The 22,886-nt window shown below is 46.9% G+C and carries 23 protein-coding genes; 22 read left to right on the top strand and 1 reads right to left on the bottom strand.

The genetic code is table 11. The annotated features are described in order from the left end of the window. Window positions 1-16: 16 nt before the first annotated feature. From pyrG to SFC66_RS02350, 19 genes are all read left to right on the top strand, one after another. Entirely contained in the window at window positions 17-1,624 is a 1,608-nt protein-coding gene (gene pyrG, locus SFC66_RS02440; protein WP_411217112.1) for a CTP synthase, read from the top strand. Window positions 1,625-1,767: 143 nt separating this feature from the next. Then, a complete protein-coding gene (locus tag SFC66_RS02435) occupies window positions 1,768-2,145 on the top strand; it encodes a response regulator (RefSeq protein ID WP_411217111.1) in 378 nt (125 codons plus the stop codon). 123 nt (window positions 2,146-2,268) lie between these two features. Next, window positions 2,269-3,132, top strand: a complete 864-nt coding sequence (locus SFC66_RS02430; RefSeq protein ID WP_411217110.1) for a class II fructose-bisphosphate aldolase — start codon at window positions 2,269-2,271, stop codon at window positions 3,130-3,132. A 412-nt stretch (window positions 3,133-3,544) separates the two neighbouring features. After that, the gene (gene fsa, locus SFC66_RS02425; protein ID WP_411217109.1) at window positions 3,545-4,153 is read left to right on the top strand and encodes a fructose-6-phosphate aldolase; all 609 of its coding nucleotides are present in this window, start codon (window positions 3,545-3,547) and stop codon (window positions 4,151-4,153) included. A gap of 95 nt (window positions 4,154-4,248) precedes the next feature. Beyond that, window positions 4,249-5,535: a UDP-N-acetylglucosamine 1-carboxyvinyltransferase gene (locus SFC66_RS02420; RefSeq protein WP_411217108.1), complete on the top strand. Its 1,287-nt coding sequence runs from the start codon at window positions 4,249-4,251 to the stop codon at window positions 5,533-5,535. A 400-nt stretch (window positions 5,536-5,935) separates the two neighbouring features. Beyond that, window positions 5,936-7,222, top strand: coding sequence for a transcription termination factor Rho (rho, locus tag SFC66_RS02415; protein ID WP_411217107.1), 1,287 nt, complete (start codon window positions 5,936-5,938; stop codon window positions 7,220-7,222). A gap of 133 nt (window positions 7,223-7,355) precedes the next feature. Further along, window positions 7,356-7,601: a type B 50S ribosomal protein L31 gene (locus SFC66_RS02410; protein ID WP_038564035.1), complete on the top strand. Its 246-nt coding sequence runs from the start codon at window positions 7,356-7,358 to the stop codon at window positions 7,599-7,601. Window positions 7,602-7,787: 186 nt separating this feature from the next. Continuing rightward, window positions 7,788-8,360 (top strand): thymidine kinase, encoded by a 573-nt coding sequence (locus SFC66_RS02405; RefSeq protein WP_411217106.1) that lies wholly within the window; start codon window positions 7,788-7,790, stop codon window positions 8,358-8,360. Window positions 8,361-8,423: 63 nt separating this feature from the next. Then, the gene (gene prfA, locus SFC66_RS02400) at window positions 8,424-9,494 is read left to right on the top strand and encodes a peptide chain release factor 1 (RefSeq protein ID WP_411217105.1); all 1,071 of its coding nucleotides are present in this window, start codon (window positions 8,424-8,426) and stop codon (window positions 9,492-9,494) included. Continuing rightward, window positions 9,475-10,356, top strand: a complete 882-nt coding sequence (prmC, locus tag SFC66_RS02395; protein ID WP_411217104.1) for a peptide chain release factor N(5)-glutamine methyltransferase — start codon at window positions 9,475-9,477, stop codon at window positions 10,354-10,356. The genes prfA and prmC overlap by 20 nt, the downstream gene beginning before the upstream one ends. Before the next feature lie 261 nt (window positions 10,357-10,617). Next, window positions 10,618-11,310, top strand: coding sequence for a toxin regulator (locus tag SFC66_RS02390; protein ID WP_411217103.1), 693 nt, complete (start codon window positions 10,618-10,620; stop codon window positions 11,308-11,310). A 301-nt stretch (window positions 11,311-11,611) separates the two neighbouring features. Next, a complete protein-coding gene (gene spoIIR, locus SFC66_RS02385; protein ID WP_411217102.1) occupies window positions 11,612-12,238 on the top strand; it encodes a stage II sporulation protein R in 627 nt (208 codons plus the stop codon). 64 nt (window positions 12,239-12,302) lie between these two features. Continuing rightward, the gene (locus tag SFC66_RS02380; RefSeq protein ID WP_411217101.1) at window positions 12,303-12,671 is read left to right on the top strand and encodes a hypothetical protein; all 369 of its coding nucleotides are present in this window, start codon (window positions 12,303-12,305) and stop codon (window positions 12,669-12,671) included. Between the two features lie 71 nt (window positions 12,672-12,742). Continuing rightward, window positions 12,743-13,759 carry an L-threonylcarbamoyladenylate synthase gene (locus SFC66_RS02375; RefSeq protein ID WP_411217100.1) on the top strand — a complete coding sequence of 339 codons (1,017 nt, stop codon included), beginning with the start codon at window positions 12,743-12,745 and terminating at the stop codon, window positions 13,757-13,759. 144 nt (window positions 13,760-13,903) lie between these two features. Next, on the top strand, window positions 13,904-14,509 hold the full coding sequence (locus SFC66_RS02370; RefSeq protein ID WP_411217099.1) for a low molecular weight protein arginine phosphatase: 606 nt from the start codon (window positions 13,904-13,906) through the stop codon (window positions 14,507-14,509). Between the two features lie 48 nt (window positions 14,510-14,557). After that, the gene (locus tag SFC66_RS02365; RefSeq protein WP_411217098.1) at window positions 14,558-15,934 is read left to right on the top strand and encodes a methyl-accepting chemotaxis protein; all 1,377 of its coding nucleotides are present in this window, start codon (window positions 14,558-14,560) and stop codon (window positions 15,932-15,934) included. Then, window positions 15,888-16,328 carry a ribose 5-phosphate isomerase B gene (rpiB, locus tag SFC66_RS02360; protein ID WP_411217097.1) on the top strand — a complete coding sequence of 147 codons (441 nt, stop codon included), beginning with the start codon at window positions 15,888-15,890 and terminating at the stop codon, window positions 16,326-16,328. The genes SFC66_RS02365 and rpiB overlap by 47 nt, the downstream gene beginning before the upstream one ends. 15 nt (window positions 16,329-16,343) lie before the next feature. Then, complete coding sequence (locus tag SFC66_RS02355) at window positions 16,344-16,883, top strand: TIGR01440 family protein (protein ID WP_411217096.1); 540 nt, start codon at window positions 16,344-16,346, stop codon at window positions 16,881-16,883. A gap of 46 nt (window positions 16,884-16,929) precedes the next feature. Then, the gene (locus SFC66_RS02350) at window positions 16,930-18,165 is read left to right on the top strand and encodes a serine hydroxymethyltransferase (protein ID WP_411217095.1); all 1,236 of its coding nucleotides are present in this window, start codon (window positions 16,930-16,932) and stop codon (window positions 18,163-18,165) included. A 76-nt stretch (window positions 18,166-18,241) separates the two neighbouring features. Here the strand turns inward: SFC66_RS02350 and SFC66_RS02345 are convergent, their stop codons facing one another. Beyond that, on the bottom strand, window positions 18,242-18,541 hold the full coding sequence (locus SFC66_RS02345) for a hypothetical protein (RefSeq protein ID WP_411217094.1): 300 nt from the start codon (window positions 18,539-18,541) through the stop codon (window positions 18,242-18,244). A gap of 294 nt (window positions 18,542-18,835) precedes the next feature. Here SFC66_RS02345 and upp point away from each other — a divergent pair, with 294 nt between their 5' ends. The 3 genes from upp to SFC66_RS02330 all read left to right on the top strand — a co-directional run bounded on the left by upp (window position 18,836) and on the right by SFC66_RS02330 (window position 22,857). Beyond that, window positions 18,836-19,465, top strand: a complete 630-nt coding sequence (upp, locus tag SFC66_RS02340) for a uracil phosphoribosyltransferase (protein ID WP_411217093.1) — start codon at window positions 18,836-18,838, stop codon at window positions 19,463-19,465. Beyond that, window positions 19,452-20,606, top strand: coding sequence for a non-hydrolyzing UDP-N-acetylglucosamine 2-epimerase (gene wecB / locus SFC66_RS02335; protein WP_411217092.1), 1,155 nt, complete (start codon window positions 19,452-19,454; stop codon window positions 20,604-20,606). Before upp ends, wecB begins: the two co-directional genes overlap by 14 nt. Window positions 20,607-20,673: 67 nt before the next feature. Beyond that, window positions 20,674-22,857 (top strand): S8 family serine peptidase, encoded by a 2,184-nt coding sequence (locus tag SFC66_RS02330; protein ID WP_411217091.1) that lies wholly within the window; start codon window positions 20,674-20,676, stop codon window positions 22,855-22,857. Window positions 22,858-22,886 lie beyond the last annotated feature (29 nt).

Raw genomic sequence — 22,886 nt, 5'->3', positions numbered from 1 at the left:
GAAATGAGGGATTGCGTTGACAAAGTATATCTTTGTTACAGGAGGAGTTGTATCTTCTCTAGGGAAAGGCATCACAGCGGCTTCACTTGGCCGTTTGTTGAAAAATAGAGGCTTGCAGGTGACGATTCAGAAATTCGATCCATACATCAACGTGGACCCGGGAACGATGAGTCCTTATCAGCACGGGGAAGTGTTCGTTACAGAAGATGGTGCTGAAACGGATTTGGACCTTGGTCACTACGAACGTTTCATCGATATCGACTTGAATAAATATTCCAACGTGACAACAGGTAAGATTTACTCTACCGTGTTGAAGAAAGAACGCCGCGGTGATTATCTTGGCGGTACTGTCCAAGTCATCCCGCACATCACGAATGAAATCAAAGATAAAGTATTCCGTGCCGGGAAACAAACGAACGCAGATGTTGTCATCACGGAAATCGGCGGAACTGTGGGGGATATCGAATCCTTGCCGTTCCTGGAAGCGATCCGTCAAATAAAATCCGATATCGGCCGCGACAATGTGATGTATTTGCATTGTACACTTGTACCTTTCATCAAAGCAGCTGGAGAGCTGAAAACAAAGCCGACACAGCATAGCGTAAAAGAACTTCGCTCGCTTGGTATCCAGCCGGATGCCATCGTCCTGCGTTCTGAAATGGCCATCAGCCAGGATATGAAAGAAAAAATCGCTTCTTCTTGTGATTTGGAAGTCAATGCCGTCGTTGAATGTATCGATGCCGATACACTTTATGATGTACCGCTTGCTTTGCAGCGTCAGAACTTGGATCAATTCGTTTGTGATCACTTCGGTTTGGAATGCCCGCCAGCTGATATGACAGAATGGTCCGCGATGGCAGCTCATGTAACGAATCTTAAAAAATCCGTCCGCATTGCTTTGGTCGGAAAATATGTGGAACTTCAGGATGCGTACATTTCTGTCGTGGAATCCTTGAAACACGCGGGTTACCCATATGACACGGATATCCAGGTGAAATGGGTCAATTCAGAAGATGTAACGGCTGATAACGTAGAAGAACAGCTTGGCGATGCAGACGGTATCCTTGTACCAGGCGGATTCGGTGATCGTGGTATCCAAGGTAAAATCGAAGCGATCCACTATGCACGTACAAGAAAGATCCCATTCCTTGGCATCTGTCTTGGCATGCAGCTGGCAACTGTCGAGTTTGCTCGTAATGTCCTTCAGCTTGAAGGGGCGCATTCAAGTGAAATCGATCCATTGACACCGCATCCGGTGATCGATTTGCTTCCAGAGCAAAAAGATATCTCCGACCTTGGCGGTACACTTCGTTTAGGAGTCTATCCTTGCCGTTTGCAGGATGGTACGAAAACGAAAGAAGCGTATGGCAATGAAGACGTCATCTATGAGCGTCACCGCCATCGTTTCGAATTCAATAACCAATATCGTGCGCAGATGGAAGAGCAAGGCTTGGTCTTCTCAGGTACAAGCCCGGATGGACGTTTGATCGAAACGGTCGAAGTCAAGGATCATCCTTGGTTCGTCGCTTCCCAGTATCATCCAGAGTTCAAGAGCCGCCCGAACCGTCCGCATGCATTATTCCATGGCTTCGTCGGTGCATCTTTACAGCATAAAGAAAGCTGATATAAATACTCATATTTAATAAAATTGAGTGAAAAAGCAGGAATTTGGTTCGTTTTACTAGAAAAAAGTGTAAATGGCTCACAGCAGTGAACATTATGTCGAAGCAAGCAGCAGCTTGCTTCGTTTTCTAGGGGGATATGCGGATGAACAAGCGTGTGTTGATCGTGGATGACCAGCCAGGTATTCGTATTTTACTGGAAGAAGTCATTCGGGAAGAAGGACATGAAGTGATTTCCGTCGGTACGGGAGCAAAAGCACTTGAACAAATAAAAAAAATTAGACCGGATCTTTTACTGATTGATTATAAATTGCCGGTTCTGGACGGACCCGCCGTACTTGATAACCTGAAAGAACAAGGGTTGTTCATACCATCGATCATGATGAGCGGATTGGCTGAGGAAGCGGAAGCTTTTCGGCAGAAATATGATTTCCTGATCGAGGTGCTTGCTAAGCCATTCGACATACTCAATGTCAGGATGATGGTGAATCAAGCATTGCAAGAAGGGTCGAATCAAGTATAAAAATGCGAGAAATGTTGCACCATGACGAGGGAGTTGGTATGCTTAAGTATGGAAGTGATAAATTACACGACTTCACATACATAGTTGCCGACCGTCGTGCATAATTGAAGGAGGATTTTTGTTATGCCTTTAGTATCAATGAAAGAAATGCTGAATGTAGCAAAAGACAATCACTATGCTGTAGGACAGTTCAACATCAACAACCTTGAATTCACACAAGCAATCCTGCAAGCAGCACAGGAAGAAAGCTCTCCTGTCATCCTTGGTGTATCCGAAGGAGCAGCGAAATATATCGGTGGCTTCAAGACGGTTGTATTGATGGTTAAAGGTTTGATGGATGACTACAACATCACTGTACCTGTAGCGATTCACTTGGATCACGGTTCCAGCTTCGAAATGTGTGCAAAAGCGATTCACGCTGGTTTCACATCCGTAATGATCGATGGTTCCCACCATCCGTTGGAAGTAAACATCGAGCTTACGAAGAAAGTGGTTGAGCTTGCACATTTACACGGTGTATCTGTTGAAGCGGAACTTGGACGCATCGGCGGACAAGAAGACGATCTTATCGTAGACGATGCAGATGCAGCGTATGCCATCCCATCCGAATGTAAACAGCTTGTGGAAGAAACTGGCGTTGACTGCTTCGCACCAGCACTAGGTTCTGTACACGGCCCTTACAAAGGTGAACCAAATCTAGGTTTCGACCGCATGGAAGAGATCTTCAACACAACAAGCCTTCCATTGGTATTGCACGGCGGTACTGGAATCCCGACAAAAGATATCCAAAAAGCAATCACGCTTGGTACTTCCAAAATCAACGTAAACACAGAGAACCAAATTTCTTCTGCGAAACGCGTTCGTGAAGTATTGGCTGAAAAACCTAATGAATACGATCCACGCAAATACCTAGGACCAGCACGTGAAGCGATCAAAGAAACAGTGATCGGCAAAATGCGCGAATTCGGTTCTTCAGGCAAAGCGTAAGTAAAAATTAAAAAGAAAACTGTCCTTTCGGACAGTTTTCTTTTTTTATACTCAAAAGCATAGGGGATCGCTGAAACCAGTTCCTGGCTTTAGTGAGACCGCTTAGGAACGGAGCTGTAAGCAAGGGAGACTGTAGTGGGTGCTTTCCTCACACAGCGACAACTCATTTTCTCCATCCATGACTGGAACCTTGTCCAAAATCGTTCTCCACACTTAAATCACCTCCTCCATGCTGCATCTCTCCACGGCACGTACAAGATCACGTTTAAAAAAATCCGATTGGGTAAAGAAACTTTATAGTGCTACTTTTTGAAAGCAGCATGGAAACCGAAGAAAATAATTACCGTCAGCCTCTGCCGTTTACAGAGTGCTCTGCATAAACTACTTCGGGACTAGTGAAAGGGTGGAAGCGATGAAATTCTTTGTGGATACTGTAAACTTGGAGGAAATCAAGCTTGCCAATGCACTTGGTGTGATGGCTGGTGTGACGACATATACGTCGCTTGTTGCTAGGGAAAGCTTGCCGTTTCATGACAGGCTGCGGGAGATAACCGAAGAAGTATCCGGTTCTGTAAGCGTCGAGGTTGTTTCAAAGTGTGCAGATGAAATGGTGGCAGAAGGAAAGCGTTTGGCCGAAATTGCTCCGAATATCACCGTGACGATTCCAATGTCGCTGGAAGGCCTTAAGGCAGTCAAGATTTTATCTGATTTGAATATCAGGACCAACGTGACATATGTTTGCAACGTGAATCAAGCATTGCTTGCTGCCCGTGCTGGAGCTACATATATATCGCCATTCATCGGAACATCGGATGATATCAGTCATAGCGGAATGGAGCTTATCGGGGCTATCACGGCTATATTTGACCGGCATGCTATCCCGGCAGAAATCATTGCTTCCTCCATCCGGCATCCACTGTATATAACAGAAGCAGCCAAGCAGGGGGCGCATATTGCGACGGTTCCGTTCGATGTGCTGCAAAAGCTTGCGGAGCACCCACTTACAGATGCTGGAATATGAAGATTTCTTGCAGACTGGAACAGACGGGTATAGTATAATTATGGTAAAGTAGAGGAAACTAACGTTGCTGTTATCCTAAATGTGAGGAGTTCCTTATGCAGAAAATACTAGTAGAGGGCGGAAAGCTTCTTAAAGGAAGAGTCAAGATAAGCGGAGCGAAGAACAGTGCGGTTGCATTGCTGCCTGCAGCCATTTTGGCTGAATCTCCCGTGACGATAGAAGGGCTGCCCGAAATTTCAGATGTTGAGACGCTGAGTCATTTGCTTGAAGAGATTGGCGGAAAAGTATCCAAGACTGATGATCTTCTTACAGTCGATCCTGCCAACATGACGTCCATGCCTCTTCCGAACGGAAAAGTGAAAAAGCTCCGGGCTTCTTATTATTTCATGGGTGCAATGCTCGGACGGTTCAAACAGGCAGTCATCGGCTTGCCTGGCGGCTGCTATCTTGGCCCCCGACCTATCGATCAGCATATCAAGGGCTTTCAAGCATTGGGAGCGAAGGTGACGAATGAGCAAGGTGCCATTTACCTGCGAGCGGATGAATTGCGCGGAGCGCGTATTTATTTGGATGTCGTAAGTGTCGGGGCAACGATCAATATCATGCTTGCTGCAGTGCGTGCTAAAGGCAAGACTGTGATCGAGAATGCTGCAAAAGAACCGGAGATCGTCGATGTGGCAACGCTTTTGACAAGTATGGGAGCGAAAATCAAGGGTGCTGGCACCGACGTGATTCGTATCGAAGGCGTGGAACAGCTCCACGGCTGCCATCACACGATCATTCCAGATCGTATCGAGGCTGGGACATATATCATCTTGGCTGCATCGCAAGGCGAAGAAGTGGTCATTGATAATGTGATTCCCGAACACCTGGAATCCTTGCTCGCTAAATTGCGGGAAATGGGCGTGGAGATCACAGAAGGGGACGAACAGCTGACGATTCGATCAGCCAGCAAACTGGATAGTGTCGACGTGAAGACGCTGGTGTATCCTGGTTTCCCGACGGATCTGCAGCAGCCATTCACAGCCCTTCTGACTAAGGCACATGGGACAGGTGTCATAACGGATACAATTTATCAGGCTCGTTTCAAGCATATCGATGAACTGCGCCGGATGAATGCCCAAGTCAAAGTGGAAGGCGGAGCTTCCATCGTGACGGGCGCTGCCAAGCTTGAAGGGGCAAAAGTAAAAGCAAGCGACCTGCGGGCCGGAGCGGCATTGATCATCGCTGCATTGATGGCCGATGGCGTGACGGAAATCACTGGTGTCGAGCATATCGACCGCGGGTATGAGCATATCACGGAAAAATTGCATGCACTCGGTGCCAAGATATGGCGGGAAGAGATGAGCGATCAGGAAGTCGAGCAGTTCCAGAATTCCTGATGGGCCTTAAGCCGCACACTGCGGATGAAACCGAATCTTGCCATTTTAACTTCATAATTCCGGACTGGCGCAAGCCAGTCTTTTTAGATACTTTATTTACTTAAAATACAGTTGAATATTCAAGTGCGAAAATGTATGATTAGTTATGCTAAAAAACGCAGCAAGTTTAAAAAAGCTGTATTGTGGTAAAAAATGATAGTTATAATCTTCTATTCTAGTTATACACTACCATCCTTCCTTTTCTTCCAGAGCTATGCCGGGTCTTTTTAGAACCCTTGCACCTCTCTCGGTCCAAGATTGAATTAGATTCCACCAGTTTTGAAGCACCAAAGAAGGATCATGATTTATACAGCCAAACAGATAAGGACAAGTCCTTAAATACAATAGGTGTGGTGATTTTGTGGCTGAACTATCCATTTCTCATCTAGAAACATTGACTTTGAAAGAACTATACGCAATGGCGCGCGAATACCGTGTATCCTATTATGCGAAACTGACAAAACGCGAATTGATTTTCGCCATCCTGAAAGCACAGGCTGAAAAAGATGGCTTCCTTTTCATGGACGGTATCCTGGAAATCATTCCATCCGAAGGTTTCGGATTCCTTCGGCCGATCAATTATGCCCCAAGTGCTGAGGACATTTATATCAGTGCGTCACAAATCAGACGCTTTGATTTGCGAAACGGGGATAAAGTATCCGGTAAAGTCCGTCCGCCGAAAGAAAACGAGCGGTATTATGGACTATTGCATGTCGATGCAGTGAATAACGAAGATCCGGAAGTGGCGAAAGAGCGTGTGCATTTCCCAGCACTGACTGCTTTGTATCCAGATAAGCAGATGAAGCTGGAAACGGAAACACGCAAAGTCTCCACTCGCATCATCGATTTGATGACCCCAGTTGGTTTCGGGCAGCGTGGTTTGATCGTGGCCCCTCCGAAAGCGGGGAAGACGATGCTATTGAAGCAGATTGCCAACAGTATCACAACGAATCACCCGGATGCCAAACTGATCATCCTGCTTGTTGACGAACGACCGGAAGAAGTGACGGATATCGAACGTTCCGTTCACCCGGATGTCGATGTTGTGAGCTCCACATTCGATGAAGTGCCGGAAAACCATATCAAAGTATCCGAGCTGGTACTGGAACGTGCGATGCGTTTAGTCGAGCATAAAAAAGACGTCATCGTGCTGATGGACAGCATCACGCGTCTTGCACGTGCTTATAACTTGGTCATTCCGCCAAGCGGACGTACACTTTCCGGCGGTATCGATCCTGCAGCCTTCCACCGTCCGAAGCGCTTCTTCGGTGCAGCACGTAATATCGAAGAAGGCGGAAGCTTCACGATTTTGGCGACTGCGCTTGTCGATACAGGATCCCGTATGGATGATGTCATCTATGAGGAATTCAAAGGAACAGGCAATATGGAACTGCATTTGGATCGCTCCCTTGCCGAAAGACGTATCTTCCCGGCAATCGATATGGTCCGCTCCGGCACGCGGAAAGAAGAATTGCTTGTGCCGAAGAGTCAGTTGGATAAAATGTGGGCGATCCGCAAGACGATGCAAGATTCCCATGACTTTGCAGAGCGCTTCCTGCGCCGTCTGAAAGCATCGAAAAACAACGAAGAATTCCTGGCGAATATGGAAGAGGAAATGAAGCGTAAAGGCACGAATAAGCGCGTCTGATTACATGGATTTCCTCTTGCAATAGGCTAGACAGACTGTTATAATCACGTTATGTGAGCTTTCACGACAGTTATCGGTCTCTCACAATAAACTCTGTTTCCTAGGGATTCAGGGCAAAAAGGAGTGCTAACGCATGAAAGAACAAATCCATCCGAAATATAACAAAGTTGTATTTCTAGATACTAGTTCTGACTACAAATTCTTGACTGGTTCTACTCAGAGTTCTGACGAAACAATCGAATGGGAAGATGGCAACACTTACCCATTGATTCGTGTGGAAATCAGCTCAGCTTCTCACCCGTTCTACACTGGTAAGCAAAAAGCTGACAAAGCTGGCGGCCGCGTAGATCGTTTCAAGAAGAAATACAACTTGAGCTAATAGCTTAAGATATGAAGAAAGAAACAGGCAAACACCCTTTGCCTGTTTTTTCTGCTTCTAGCCCCTTTTCAAAGTTACCATTGCATGTACACTGAATATCCAGATATACATAAGTGGAATAGATATAGTACGGATAAAGATAGTGTACTGTGACACTATCTTTTTTATTTGACAAGGAGAATTGACATGGCACAATTATTTTTCAAATATGGCGCGATGAATAGCGGGAAGTCGATCGAAATACTGAAAGTAGCCAATAATTACGAAGAACAAAACAAATCGGTGCTCATCTTCACCTCTGGTATCGATACGAGGGATGAAGTGGGGTATGTGTCCAGCCGTGTTGGATTACGCCGTAAAGCCATCCCGATCTTCGAAGAAACCAATCTCTTGGAAATCGTAAAAACCCACGAACCGACACCGCATTGTGTATTGATCGATGAAGTGCAGTTTTTAAGCAAGGAACATGTGCTGCAGCTGGCAGCAATCGTCGACACATTCGACATCCCTGTCATGGGCTTTGGACTTAAAAATGATTTCCAGAATGAATTATTCGAAGGAAGCCGCTATATGCTCATTTATGCGGATAAAATCGAGGAAATGAAGACAATCTGCTGGTTCTGTGCCCGTAAAGCAACGATGAACCTGCGTGTGGATGACAATGGAAAGCCGGTATATACAGGCGACCAAATCCAGATCGGCGGCAATGATTCGTATTATCCTGTCTGCCGCAAATGCCACAGCAACCCGCCGCTATAATACGTACACAATTGCTGCAAAACTGGTAAAAAGCTATAATGAAGCAAGGAAAGAGGTGTCGATATGCTAGATCGTTTACAAGCACTGGAAGACCGTTATGATAAATTGAACGAATTATTAAGTGATCCGGATGTGATCAGTGATACGAATAAATTACGTGAATACTCCAAAGAACAAGCAGGATTGACTGATGTCGTACAAGCTTATCGCGAATACAAAGATATCAGCGCACAAGTGGAAGATGCCAAGACGATGCTTGCCGAGGAAAAAGATCCGGACATCATAGAAATGGCCAAAGCGGAGATCTCTGAATTGTCCCCGCGACTTCCGGAATTGGAAGAGCAGATGCGCATTCTGATGCTGCCGAAAGATCCGAATGATGATAAAAACGTTATCATGGAAATCCGCGGAGCAGCTGGCGGAGATGAAGCAGCGCTGTTTGCTGGTGATTTATATCGCATGTACAGCCGATTTGCGGAAGCGCAAGGCTGGAAAACGGAATTGATGGAAGCAAACTCGACTGGTGTCGGAGGCTACAAGGAAATAATTTTCATGATCAATGGAGCCAATGCCTATTCCAACCTGAAGTTTGAAAACGGTGCACACCGCGTGCAGCGAGTCCCGGAGACGGAATCCGGCGGACGTATCCATACATCGACTGCGACTGTAGTTGTTATGCCGGAAGCAGAAGAAGTGGAAGTAGATATCCATGATAAAGATATCCGAGTGGATACATTCACATCCAGCGGACCAGGAGGACAAAGTGTAAACACGACGATGTCAGCGGTCCGTTTGACGCATATGCCGACAGGGATCGTTGTATCGATGCAGGATGAGAAATCCCAAATCAAGAACAAGGAAAAAGCGATGAAAATCCTGCGTGCACGAATTTATGATAAGTTCCAGCAGGAAGCACAGGCTGAGTACGATGATGCACGGAAATCCGCTGTTGGTACTGGTGATCGTTCGGAGCGTATCCGCACATACAATTTCCCGCAAAATCGCGTGACGGATCACCGGATCGGCCTTACGATTCAGAAACTGGATCAGATATTGGAAGGAAAGCTTCATGAAGTGATCGATGCACTGATCATGGAAGAGCAGGCGAAAAAACTTGAGCAAATCGGAGAATAACCAGCCAAGCATCATGGAGGCACTTCAGGAAGCGAAAGGTTTTCTGCAAACAAATGGGCGAGAAGAGGGAGTGGCCGAGCTTTTGCTCATGTTCCATCTTGGATGCAATAAGACCGAGCTTCTGATGAATTTGCGTGAACCAATGGATGCTGTACTGTATTCCGCTTTCAAAAAAGATATCGAAGAGCACGCCAAAACCGGTATTCCGCTTCAGCACTTGACTGGGGAAGAAGAATTCCTCGGGCGGCGCTATTATGTGAATCGGGATGTGCTCATTCCGAGACCGGAAACAGAAGAGCTTGTCCTCGGCGTGGAAGAGCTGATTCACAAGCATCTACCCGGACAGGATTTGACGATTGCCGATATCGGAACTGGCAGCGGTATCATCGCCACGTCCTTGAAGCTTGCTTTTCCTCAAGCCAATGTCATCGCAACGGATATATCCGAACGTGCCCTGCTGGTTGCAAAAAGCAACAGCCGTACATTAGGAGCCGACCTCACATTGAAGCACGGGAGTTATCTGGAGCCTCTCGGACACCTTGATACACGCGTCAACGTGCTCGTTTCCAACCCGCCATATATCGATGAAGCAGACAAAGAGCATATGGCGGATACGGTGAAAAACTTCGATCCTAGTCTAGCTTTGTTTGCTGACGAAAACGGACTTGCTGCTTATAAAGCGATTATCAGCGGATTGCCAGAGGTACTTGCATTGCCGGCTATCGTGGCCTTTGAAATCGGCTGGCAGCAAGGAGCGCAGGTGCGCGATTTGTTACTGTCGAAGTTTCCAAAAGCAGAAGTGGAAGTACGGCAGGATATCAATGGCAAGGATCGTATGGTGTTTGCTTGGATATGTGAATGAGAACTGTGCGTAGCACGGTTCTTTTTTTATGTAGAGACATAGGTATATTGTGATTTTAGAGCGCCATCATATAGTTTAAGATTTGTCCATTCCATAGCATATAGTTAATGCCATGAGGAAAGTCCTTCCACATTGTTTTTTATAATTGGAATTAAAAAAAGTAGATATAAAAGACTATTATTTTGAAAAAAATGGTCTTTTTTCTATGCTTTGATGGTAAAATTAGCATGAATTATATTTAACCATCAAGGAGAGACACAAATGAAATTTCTTAAGAAAAACTGGAAGTATGTCTTGACGGCCGTTGTTGCACTTATTATTGGATTATTGTTTGGCCCTACTCAAAGTCAGCTTGACGAAGTTAATGCTGAGTCAACGAACTTGGAGAAAAAGTTAACGACCGAAACCGATACCGTAGCAAGTCTTAAAAAAGAAAACGAAGACCTGCAAGCAAAAGTAGATGAAGCAGCTCCTTGGTTCAAGTTATCTGATGAAGAGAAAAAGCAGCAAGAGGCAGAAGCAAAGGAAGCTGAAGAAAAACGTAAAGCTGAAGAGAAAGATAAAGAAGAAGCAGAAGCTAAGAAGAAAGCCGAAGAAGAGGCTAAGGAAAAAGCGGAAGCTGAAGCGAAAGAGAAACAGGGATACGATACAGGTATTACATATGATCAACTGGCTAGAACACCGGATGATTATGTTGGTGAAAAAGTGAAATTCAGTGGTAAAGTAGTCCAGGTTATGGAAGGTGACGGAATCACTCAAATCAGATTTGCGGTTGGGGATGACTACGATACAATCCTTCTAGGAGAATTTGATGCTTCTGTTGTAGATTCAAGAGTTCTGGAAGATGATGAACTTACAATCTATGGTACATCAGGTGGTGTAATTACTTACGAGTCTACAATGGGTGGTAATATCACTATTCCAAGTATGGCTATTGATAAAATCGATCAATAACTCAGCCTGTGAAAGATACACTTTTTGAAAGGGTTAGGCAGTGGAAAGCGGAAGGTGATTCCTGTATAAAACAGGGGTCATCTTTTTTTACGTTCCAATTAGTATCGGTCACGGTTTATCTCTGAAGGGTATTCTTTCCCTGTTCTCAACCATCGCGGCATGAAAATTGTCTTTTTTACAGGGGTGATGTCCCTATCATAATACATCCTTAATGTAGTTTAAATAAAACTAGATTCATAGGTTTAAATCTCCCCAACCTGTTCATACTGGTACCATCACACAAAAGAAAGAGGTACTTGATATGAAAAAGCTATTATTCCTCCTTACTGCAATCGTTCTTTTATTTTTATATATCTTCTATCCGGGAAACAGCACAGAGGCTCAGATAAGCAATAGCGAACAAGCGGTGAAGGAGATTCCGGATGAAGCAATCCGTCTCCGTATACTGGCCAATAGCAATTCTGATGGTGATCAAGATTTGAAGCGTTTGATCCGGGATGAAGTGAATGCGCAGATCAATGGGTGGGTAGCGGATATTGCGGATATCGAAGAGGCGCGGGCACTCATTGAGGAGCAGCTCCCCGAGATCAGAAAAACTGTTGCGCGTGTGTTGAATGAGCAAGGGAAATCACAAGGGTTTGAAGTAGAGTACAATGAAAATATTTCTTTTCCGGCAAAGCTTTACGGTTCTTATCTGTATCCGGCAGGTCAATATGAAGCTGTGTTGATCACGCTGGGAGAAGGCGAGGGGGAGAACTGGTGGTGCGTGCTGTTCCCGCCGCTTTGCTTCTTGGATTTTTCAAGCGGGACGAGTGTAGCGGAAGCTGAGGAGAATGCAGATGCGGAGCCTATTGATATTGCAGCGGAAGAGCCGCTGGCAGAAGAAAAGCCCAAGGTGAAATTCTTTCTATTAGAATGGTTCAACTAGAATCATATCATCTTCCTCCCGTTCATATAATCTATCAACCAGAAATAGACGGGAGGAATTGTTAATGCAATTGATTCCAGCTCAAGCAGTCGAAATTGCTGAATTGGATGCTTTTTTCGGGGGCAGTCTGCCGCGATGGCAAAAGGAACAGCAGAAGCTGTATGAAGAAGGTTATATCCTGGACACGGACGATGGGTGGCGGGCCTTTTTTTGTTTGGAAGCACATGGAGAATCATTGCGTGTGCATTCGATGTACGCAAAACCGCCAGCGAATGGGACTGTCATTTTGACTTGTATGGAGCTTGCCAGCATCGAAGCTCGCAGGCGAAAAGCAAGTTATCTGCGGCTCGTCAGCCATCATGAGACGCTGGATCAGCTGATGCAGCTGTACGGTTTCGAATCGAAACAAGGCTGGTGGGAGAAGGCGCTCTGACATTGGGGTTTAGCATTCCATATGGTATCATAACTCTTAGTGATATTTAGCAGAAGGAGCATCTGATTCATATGGAAACGAAGCATTGGACTGTGTCAGAGCAGTCTTTCGATAAACAAGCGATGGAAGAGGCAGCCGATCTTCTCAGAAAAGGGGAGACCATCGCTTTTCCAACCGAGACGGTGTATGGTCTTGGCGCTGATGCAACAAATGAACAAGCTGTCCGGAAAATATTCGAAGCAAAGGGCCGTCCGTCCGATAATCCGCTCATTGTCCATGTAGCAAGCAAGAACCAGCTGGAGGACCTTGTCGAAGACGTCCCGGAAGCAGCGTTTACATTACTGGATGCCTTCAGTCCTGGACCGATTACGATCATTTTGAAGAGTAAAGGGACAGTGGCTTCGAATGTCAGTGCAGGGCTTGATTCCATCGGTATCCGCATACCAAGTCATCCGGTCGGCTTGCGGCTTTTAGAGGAAGTGGGTTTGCCGATCGCAGCACCGAGTGCGAATATCTCAGGCAGACCTAGCCCGACAAAAGCGGAGCATGTGACACATGATTTGGAAGGGCGTATCGCGGGGATCATGGATGGCGGTCCGACTGGCATCGGCTTGGAATCCACTGTGATTGACTGTACGGAAGCAGTGCCGGTAATACTTCGGCCGGGCGGTATAACAGCGGAAGCAATCGAAGCAGTCATCGGCACCGTGATGATCGATCCGGGACTGGCTGGCGATGAAAAGGAAAAGCCGAAAGCACCTGGAATGAAGTATACACATTACGCGCCGGAAGCACCTTTATATTTGGTGGAAAAGGATATGCAGCAGCATGCGGATAAGCTTGCCGAGGACGGAGAGATCGTCGGCATCATTGCGACCGAGGAGCTCGCGCAGCAGCTGGAAAATGAGCGTATCCAAGTTTGCGGTACACGAGAGGATTTGTCGACTGTGGCGCAACATCTTTATGATGCACTCAGATATTTCAAGAAATCGGATGTGTCCGTGATACTTTGTGAAAGTTTCGGGAAGCAGGGAGTCGGCGCTGCAATCATGAATCGTTTGGAAAAAGCTGCGACAGGATCGATTTAAGCAGGAGGGGACGCTGATCATCAGCGTTCCTTTTTTGTATGCGATCTTAAAGACGATAATTCCTCCGGCTCCTGTCGATGTAAGATTGTCTGTCCTGTTGTATACTAAGTACAGCATCATTTTTAGTAGCAAGGAGATATCTGGATGAAACTTTTAATTGTTTGCACTGGCAATACATGCAGAAGCCCGATGGCAGAAGCGCTTGTGCGCAAACGCCTGCCGCAGGTGGAAGTGCAGTCTGCTGGTATATTTGCCAACGACGGATCACCAGCTTCGCATCAAGCGGTAACAGTCATGGAAGAAGCTGGCGTGCTGTTTGGCCATCAATCGAAACCGGTCACGGAAGAACGGGTGAATTGGGCCGATTTGATCCTGACGATGACGGAGCAGCATAAACAATTGCTGCTTGAACAGTATCCGCATGCTGCCGGCAAGCTGTTCACATTGCCGGAATATGCTTCACAGGAGGCAGCTGCTGCTTGGAAGGCGCTGCAGGAAGCATATGCTGATCTGGAAACGAAGCGTGTGCGATTCGCCAGCAGCTTTCAAGGCGATCCTAACCGATTCCAACGTGACTTCATAGAGTCACATCAGCAGGAAATCCGTTATATCCAGGAGCTCGAGGCAAGCATGCCGGCTGCGGATATCATGGATCCTTTTGGCAGGTCTGTGGAAGTATACCGTGATACGCTAAAGGAATTGGAATTCTATGTTGATAAATTGGCAGAAAAGATTCACAATGAGAGATAGGTAAAAAGACTCTCATACCAAAATATCAGCATGGATGGTGAATTTGTCATGAAAAGCTTCAGTCTGCGTTTCAAACTGGCGATTTTCGCTACAGTTCTCGCATTGGTCACATATAGTGTGAGTGCGTTATTCATTTATGTCGTACATCCTTTTGTGCAGCAATATTGGGATGTTTCTGCAACAGTGCTCGTTTTATTCACTTTATTTCTTGGTGTCGTATGGACCGGGATCCTGGCGTTTACAGCTGCCCGCTTCATCACGAAACCGCTAAAGGATCTGGAAAAGGTCGCAACCAAAGCTGCTGATGGCAGCTTGGAGGAAGAGTGGGAAGTCATTCCTTCCAATGACGAGATCGGTGCATTGACACGCGCCTTTCAGAAAATGCTGCATAACTTGAAGTCGATGATCTCGGATATCGATGCGAATGCGGCGGCAAATGATCAGTATGCGAAACAAATCCAGTCTGAAACAATGACAGCTTCTGAGAAAGTCATCGAGATCGATGGCATCATGCAGACGATGGCTGAAGGAGCTCAATCGACTTCGGCAGCTGTCGGAAGCATTGTGCAGTCACTCGACAACGCAACAGCTTTATCGGAGGATGTCCGGACCAAAGCAGACCAGTCGCAGGAATTATCACATGGGATGGTCGGCAAATTGCACAGTTCCCAAACGGTTGTCATGGATTTGGTGCAGGGAATTCAAATGATTGCAGAAAAACAGGAGCATTCAATCGGGAATGTAAAGCAGCTTGAAACAAATGCTGCAAAGATCGAGCAAATCATCCGTCTTGTCAGCGATATCGCGGAGCAGACGAATCTGCTGGCACTCAATGCTTCCATCGAAGCAGCACGTGCTGGTGAGCAGGGGCGGGGCTTTGCCGTTGTAGCGGAAGAAGTCAGGAAACTGGCAGATGAAAGCAGACAGGCGGCGCAGGACATATCTGCCAACATCAAAGAAATCCAGCAGAATATCGGACAAGTCGTCACCGAGATCGATGAACAATTGGCGCTGGCACGGAGCGAGGCAGGAAAAGGTTCCGAAAGCAGTGTTGTGATGGAAGAAATGACATCCGCCATCACACAGGTTGTGACGTCTATCCAGGAAATCGGCAAGCTGACGCTGCAGCAGCGCGAAGAAATCGCGTCGGTTACAGATCGATCCAAAGGTGTGGCGACGCTTGCGGAACAGGCATCTGCCGGGGCACAGGAAGTGAGTGCCTCCGTTCAGGAGCAAGCATCTGTCATGCACAATCTGGAACAATTGGCTGCATCGCTGGAAGAGCAAGCAGGCAGTCTCAGACAGCAAATGAAGCAATTTGAATTTACCAAACAAGCATCCGTGCATCACGCGGAATTCAATAAGGAGGAAGAACAATATGAAAGTGATTCTGACATCGGACCACGGTGGAGTAAATCTTCGTAAGGAAGTTGCGGACCTTTTGACGGAAATGAATATCGAGTTTGAGGATACAGGTTGTGATTGTGAGGGGTCTGTGGATTATCCGGATTACGGCATCCCTGCAGCGGAAAGAGTGGCAAACGGTGAATTCGACCGCGGTATCCTGATTTGCGGAACTGGTATCGGTATGAGTATTTCGGCAAACAAAGTACCAGGCATCCGTGCAGCGCTTGTACATGATGTGTTCAGTGCCAAAGCGACACGTGAACATAATGACAGCAACATGCTTGCCATGGGAGAACGCGTAATCGGGCCGGGACTGGCTCGGGAAATCGTCCAAGCATGGCTTGGAACGGAATTTACGGCAGGTCGTCACCAGAACCGTGTGAACAAAATCACGGAATACGAAAACAAGTAAAAGCGAGGGTGCATCATGAAGGCAATCGCAGATCATATCAGTACTGTTGTGAAAGAGCTTGCGTCTAGCGGCCATTTGCATGAAGGAGACTTATTCTTGATCGGCTGTTCGACAAGCGAAGTGGGTGGTAAGCGGATCGGCAGTGCAGGCAATATGGAAATCGCGGAACTGCTTTACCAGCACCTGGAATGGCTGAAAAAAGAAACTGGGATAAATCTTGTATTTCAATGCTGTGAACACTTAAATCGTGCTATTGTAGTAGAGAAGCATATCAGTCGGCAATACGGTTTAACCGAAGTTTCTGCGAAACCTGTTGCAAGAGCCGGCGGCAGTATGGCTGCTTTTGCCTATGAGCAGTTTGAGGCCCCTGTACTGGTCGAGGATATCAAGGCAGATGCCGGAATCGATATCGGGGAAACGATGATCGGGATGCATCTGAGGCATGTGGCAGTGCCATTCCGGTTGAAACAGCGTTATATCGGCGGAGCCCGCATCAATACAGCTTATACAAGACCCAAGCTGATCGGCGGCGTTAGAGCAGTATATCCAGGCTGACACCGGCAACGACATACATCAACAATACACGAGGAGGCATGTTTCGATGAAACATATTCAAGCGAATGATCCAGAACTATTCAAAGCTATCGAAGACGAAAGAGGGCGCCAGCACGATAAGATCGAGCTGATCGCATCAGAGAATTTCGTATCACAGGCTGTCATGGAAGCGCAAGGCTCCGTACTTACAAACAAATATGCGGAGGGCTATCCTGGCCGCAGATATTATGGCGGTTGTGAATATGTTGATGTAGCAGAAAATCTAGCAATCGACCGCGCGAAGAAAATCTTCGGCGCTGAACATGTCAATGTACAGCCGCATTCCGGTGCACAAGCAAACATGGCAGTTTATTTCGCATTCTTGGAACCGGGAGATACGGTTCTTGGCATGAACCTCAGTCATGGCGGTCATTTGACTCACGGCAGTCCAGTGAACTTCAGCGGTAAGCTGTACAACTTCACGGAATATGGCGTGGATCAGGAAACAGAGCAGCTGGATTATGACGCAGTGCGTGCAAAAGCGCTTGAAGTGAAGCCGAAGATGATCGTAGCCGGAGCGAGTGCGTATCCGCGTGAAATCGATTTTGCGAAATTCCGCGAAATCGCTGATGAAGTCGGTGCATATCTGATGGTCGATATGGCACATATCGCTGGTCTTATCGCAGCAGGTGTCCATCAATCGCCAATTCCATATGCAGACATCGTTACAACGACAACGCATAAAACATTGCGCGGACCACGCGGCGGTATGATCCTGTCAAAAGAGAAATACGCAAAACAAATCGACAAAGCAGTCTTCCCGGCAATGCAGGGCGGACCGTTGATGCATGTCATCGCTGCAAAAGCAATGAGCTTCAAAGAAATCCTGGATAATGATTTCAAAGCTTATTCCCAGCAGATCGTCGATAATGCCAAGCGCTTGGCAGAAGGCTTGACGAATGAAGGCGTGCGTCTTGTATCCGGTGGTACAGACAACCACTTGCTCCTACTTGATGTAAGCAAGCTAGGCCTTACAGGGAAAGATGCAGAGCATGCGTTGGATGAAGTTGGCGTGACAACGAATAAAAACACGATTCCATTCGATAAAGAAGGACCATTCATCACAAGCGGTGTCCGTATCGGTACAGCAGCAGTCACGACTCGCGGCTTCAAGCTCGAGGAGATGGATGAACTAGCTGGAATCATCGCCACAACATTGAAGCATCATGATGATGCTGCGAAATTGGAAGAAGTGAAAGGCCGTGTGAAAGCATTGGCTGATCGTTTCCCGCTTTATAAGTAAGAGAAGAAAGACAGTCGCGTGAGCGGCTGTCTTTTTGTATATGTGTATGTTGTTGGGGTAGGAAAGAAAGAGAAACTTAATGATCTGCTGCTTCGGGATCACTCATCCTTCGTCTTAATAAAAATAAGGAGAAGCCATAGACGATGAATATGATTGGTAAAAGCATCGTCATGAAACCGCGATAAGTCTCGAGTGGGACGGGTTGTATGAGATGACGATATGCTTCCATGATCAGCCATCCGATGGGAAAAACGACTATAGCATAACTCATTGCTCTATAACGTACCGCTGCACCTTTAGAGTCCTTACTTCTGGAAGAACTGATCACAAGGAATATGGCAATAAGATACAATGGAACCACAATTAGTGCGCTCATATGGTGAGGCCTCCTTGTCTAAGGATATGTTCCTAAACTTTAAAAAACGAGTCAAAACAATTTTTCATGCCATTTAATGGGATGTCTTGTTATTAAGAATGTATCATAAGTTATTGGTTTATTGTAACAATTAAGACAATTGTTGTGTTTTATCATCGGTAAACGGAGTTATTTTCCTTACCCTGCCACATCATTCCTAGCTGGTTCCTTAGCTTTTTGAATTTTCATTGCGTTCCTATTTTTCTTTCTGTATACTATTAAAGATTTGAATATTTTTAGAGGGAGTGTTCGGAAATGGGTAATGTTTTTGTTTTGGATCATCCGTTAATTCAGCATAAGCTTACGTACATACGTGATAAGAATACAGGTACGAAGGAGTTCCGTGAATTGGTGGACGAGGTTGCGGCGCTGATGGCCTTTGAGATCACACGTGATCTGCCGATGGAGGAGACTACGATCCAGACACCGGTCGTGGAAACGAAAACGAAGGTACTTGCTGGGAAGAAAATCGGACTTGTGCCAATCTTGCGTGCCGGTCTTGGCATGACAGAAGGTATCTTGCGCCTGATTCCTGCTGCGCGTGTCGGACATGTTGGTATGTACCGTGATCCGAAAACGATGCAGCCAGTGGAGTACTATATCAAGCTCCCATCTGATATTGAAGAACGTGAATTGATCGTCATCGATCCGATGCTGGCAACTGGTGGTTCGGCAAATGACGCAATCCACTCGTTGAAAAAGCGCGGAGCGAAACAAATCCGCCTCATGTGCTTGATTGCTGCTCCTGAGGGTGTGGAAGTTATCAAGAAAGAACATCCGGATGTGGATATCTATCTGGCTGCAATGGATGAAAAACTTGATGATCATGGCTACATCGTACCAGGTCTTGGCGATGCCGGAGATCGATTGTATGGAACCAAGTAAAAAGAAAGTCATGCTTGTCTTTGGGACACGTCCCGAAGCAGTCAAGATGGCACCTCTTGTGCTTGAACTGAAAAAGCGTCCGGACCAGTTCGAAACGATAGTCGCAGTGACGGCACAGCAGCGGGAAATGCTCGATCAAGTACTGACTATATTTGATATTCAGCCGGATCATGATTTGGATATCATGAAAGCACGCCAAAGTCTTTCGCATATCACGACGAAAGTGATGGAAGGACTGGACGAGCTGTATCGCAAAGTGAAGCCGGATATCGTGCTCGTGCACGGCGACACGACTACCAGCTTTGCAGCATCGTTGGCAGCTTATTATAATATGATTCCTGTCGGTCACGTGGAAGCGGGACTGCGCACTTGGAACAAGTACTCGCCATTTCCCGAAGAGCTCAACCGGCAGCTGACAGGTGTCATTGCAGATCTGCATTTCTCGCCGACTGACCAAGCAAGACAAAATTTGCTTGAAGAAAACAAGAATGCGGAAACGATTGCGGTGACAGGCAATACAGCAATCGATGCGTTGCAGACAACCGTTGATCTGCATTATCAGCATCCGATACTCGAAGAAGCGCAAGGAAGACGCCTCGTACTCGTCACGGCACACAGGCGGGAAAATCTCGGTGAAAACATGGAGCATATGTTCACTGCAATCAGAAGGATTGCAGATGCACATCCCGACACCCTGATTGTGTACCCTGTTCACTTGAATCCAGCAGTTCGTGATATTGCCGATCGGATTCTTGGAGATCATGAACGGATCAAATTGATCGAGCCGCTTGGGCTGATCGATTTCCATAACTTTGCGTACAGATCTTATTTGATACTGACGGATTCAGGCGGCGTGCAAGAAGAGGCACCGTCACTCGGTGTGCCGGTACTCGTGCTCCGTGATACGACGGAGCGCCCGGAAGGCATCCAAGCCGGAACGCTGAAACTTGCCGGAACGGATGAAGAGACGATATTCAACATGGCCGATCATCTTTTGACAGATGGACAAGCACATGATGAAATGTCCCAAGCATCCAATCCTTATGGAGACGGACAAGCTTCGATTCGGATTGCCGATTATCTTCACTATTATTTCGGAATGCAGACAGAACCGCCTGCGCCTTTTGAACCAGCTGACTGAGTCAGCTGGTTTTTTGTATAGGGAAGCCTCTCTCGTGCATCCTAATGACACAAAGGGGGGAGAGGCTGTGAAGCGATGTATTTTATTGTTTTTATTTGTGTCGATCATATTTGGCTTCCAGCCGACTCAGGCAGCAGAGCAAAGGACGGTCATCATCGAATTGGATGGAAATGCAGCGGATTATCGAGATTATCTGGAGATGCATTATCCATTCATTGAGATTGTCGAGGAATTCGATACGTTATTTCAAGGACTGGCACTTCGAGCAACGGATGCCGAGCTGAATGAACTGACAGCGCATAGTCAGCTGCTGAATGTGCATCAAGTCCAAACGTACAGAGCAACAGCAAGAAAAGCAGATGTCCCCTTCGTGACCGAAGAGTTCCTGGGAACCAAAGCCGCTGGTGTAACGGGCCGGGGAGTGAAAGTCGGTGTCATTGATACCGGAATTGACTACAAGCATCCTGATTTGAAACAAAACTACAAAGGCGGCTTTGATGTGGTTGACTGGGATGATGACCCGATGGAAACGACTTCTGAACAAGGGGAAGCTACAATCCATGGCACGCATGTTGCGGGAATCATTGCTGCCAATGGAAAGATGAAGGGCATTGCGCCGGATGCGGATATTTACAGCTACCGTGCACTTGGTCCTGGCGGGAGCGGGACATCGGTCCAAGTGATTGCCGCCATTGAAAAAGCAGTCGAAGACAAAATGGATATCATCAATTTGTCGCTTGGCAGCTCCGTCAATGGCCCGGATTGGCCGACCAGCTTGGCGGTGAATAAAGCGGCGGAAATGGGAGTGAGCGTCGTGACTGCCAATGGCAACGAGGGACCTGCCAACTGGACGGTCGGATCCCCGGCTACTGCCACAAAAGCATTGTCGGTCGGTGCTGTCACCACGCCGCAAAAGTCAGCCGTCCTGTATGAGAGTTTCTATAAAAAAACGATTCCGATCGCTCTGTTGCAAGGATCCGTAGAATGGCAGCAGCGTCGGAGCCTGCCAATCATCAATGCTGGTACAGGAGAAAAGAAACTGCCAGATGCAACAGGGAAAATTGTCGTTTTTGTCAGGGGGAAGATTCCATTTGCAGAAAAAGCCAGGGCGGCAGAGCGAGCGAATGCTTCTGCTGTGCTTATTTATAACGATGCGGACTGCCCGCTGCAGGCTTCTCTCGATGACGGCAAAAGGCCTGTTTCCATCCCCGTTGCAGCTATAACGAAGAAGGATGGTGCATGGCTTTTGGAAAACGAGCAGACAGTGCAGCTGTCAGCAAAGCAGGTCGAGCTTCAAAATCGAATGGCTGTTTTCAGCTCCAGAGGTCCTGTTACAAGAAATTGGGCAATCAAGCCTGAAATTGCAGCACCAGGTGCGCCTGTTTGGAGCACAGTGCCGGATTCCGGCTATCAGGCACTGCAAGGCACGAGCATGGCTGCTCCATACGTAGCGGGTGCACTGGCACTAGTAAAGGAAGCCCATCCGGATTGGACGAACGAGCAGCAAATCGGAGCTTTACTGACGACAGCGGAGCTGCTCACAAAGCCGGACGGCGTACCTTATGACCCAATTGAACAAGGCATGGGGAAAATGCAGCCTGCCAAAGCTCTCAAAACAGCAGTCATCATTGAAAATCCGTTGCTGCGTTTCGGTAAGATCGTTTCGAAAAAAGAGATCGACTATGTGCTTACCGTGCATAATGTCAGTGATGAACCGCAGCGGCTGCAATTCAATCAACCCAAAGCTGTGAATGGGGTCCGCTGGCGGCTGCCGATGCCCCAAACCTTGGCTCCTCATGAAACGAAACGAATAAAAGTCAGCATTTCTGTCAATCCTGATTTACAGAAAGCCGGCATGCAGCAAGGTTACCTCACGGCTGGATTCGGCAAACAAGAAGTACGGCTGCCGTATTTGTTTCTTGTGAAACAAACGGATCATCCCAAGGCAATGGGGCTGGAGATGGAGTGGAAGCCTGTCGGCCGGCGCGGGGAATACCGCTACCAGATTTACTTGCCAGAAGGCGCAGCCCATCTGCAAATAGACTTATACAACCCGGATACACTGGTTTATGACAGAAGACTTTTAACATTATCACAAGTGGATGCAGGGCTGGTCAAAGGCAGTATGAATAAGAAGGAAGCAGGAAATGCCGGCGTCTATCTGGCACTCGTGCAGCTTCGTATGAAAGATGGAGAATATGTGAATATCGAACTTCCGCTGTATTTGTCAGACCGAATGCTGGTGAAATAGTACAAGTAAGTGAAACATATGTCACAGAA

The sequence above is a fragment of the Terribacillus saccharophilus genome (assembly GCF_046592895.1).
Taxonomy (GTDB): Bacteria; Bacillota; Bacilli; order Bacillales; family Amphibacillaceae; genus Terribacillus; species Terribacillus saccharophilus_D.
The sequence above is the reverse complement of the archived record's forward strand: the minus strand, read 5'-3'. Positions and strand labels throughout refer to the sequence as shown.

Bases quoted from the DNA above. Each gene is read 5' to 3' on its own strand.
- SFC66_RS02430 (WP_411217110.1), top strand. From the start codon at position 2,269: ATGCCTTTAGTATCAATGAAAGAAATGCTGAATGTAGCAAAAGACAAT.
- SFC66_RS02405 (WP_411217106.1), top strand. From the start codon at position 7,788: ATGGCACAATTATTTTTCAAATATGGCGCGATGAATAGCGGGAAGTCG.
- SFC66_RS02370 (WP_411217099.1), top strand. From the start codon at position 13,904: ATGAAACTTTTAATTGTTTGCACTGGCAATACATGCAGAAGCCCGATG.
- SFC66_RS02365 (WP_411217098.1), top strand. From the start codon at position 14,558: ATGAAAAGCTTCAGTCTGCGTTTCAAACTGGCGATTTTCGCTACAGTT.
- fsa (WP_411217109.1), top strand. From the start codon at position 3,545: ATGAAATTCTTTGTGGATACTGTAAACTTGGAGGAAATCAAGCTTGCC.
- SFC66_RS02380 (WP_411217101.1), top strand. From the start codon at position 12,303: ATGCAATTGATTCCAGCTCAAGCAGTCGAAATTGCTGAATTGGATGCT.
- spoIIR (WP_411217102.1), top strand. From the start codon at position 11,612: ATGAAAAAGCTATTATTCCTCCTTACTGCAATCGTTCTTTTATTTTTA.
- SFC66_RS02435 (WP_411217111.1), top strand. From the start codon at position 1,768: ATGAACAAGCGTGTGTTGATCGTGGATGACCAGCCAGGTATTCGTATT.
- SFC66_RS02345 (WP_411217094.1), bottom strand. From the start codon at position 18,541: ATGAGCGCACTAATTGTGGTTCCATTGTATCTTATTGCCATATTCCTT.
- SFC66_RS02420 (WP_411217108.1), top strand. From the start codon at position 4,249: ATGCAGAAAATACTAGTAGAGGGCGGAAAGCTTCTTAAAGGAAGAGTC.
- rpiB (WP_411217097.1), top strand. From the start codon at position 15,888: ATGAAAGTGATTCTGACATCGGACCACGGTGGAGTAAATCTTCGTAAG.
- wecB (WP_411217092.1), top strand. From the start codon at position 19,452: ATGGAACCAAGTAAAAAGAAAGTCATGCTTGTCTTTGGGACACGTCCC.
- prfA (WP_411217105.1), top strand. From the start codon at position 8,424: ATGCTAGATCGTTTACAAGCACTGGAAGACCGTTATGATAAATTGAAC.
- SFC66_RS02375 (WP_411217100.1), top strand. From the start codon at position 12,743: ATGGAAACGAAGCATTGGACTGTGTCAGAGCAGTCTTTCGATAAACAA.
- upp (WP_411217093.1), top strand. From the start codon at position 18,836: ATGGGTAATGTTTTTGTTTTGGATCATCCGTTAATTCAGCATAAGCTT.
- SFC66_RS02355 (WP_411217096.1), top strand. From the start codon at position 16,344: ATGAAGGCAATCGCAGATCATATCAGTACTGTTGTGAAAGAGCTTGCG.
- SFC66_RS02410 (WP_038564035.1), top strand. From the start codon at position 7,356: ATGAAAGAACAAATCCATCCGAAATATAACAAAGTTGTATTTCTAGAT.
- SFC66_RS02390 (WP_411217103.1), top strand. From the start codon at position 10,618: ATGAAATTTCTTAAGAAAAACTGGAAGTATGTCTTGACGGCCGTTGTT.
- SFC66_RS02350 (WP_411217095.1), top strand. From the start codon at position 16,930: ATGAAACATATTCAAGCGAATGATCCAGAACTATTCAAAGCTATCGAA.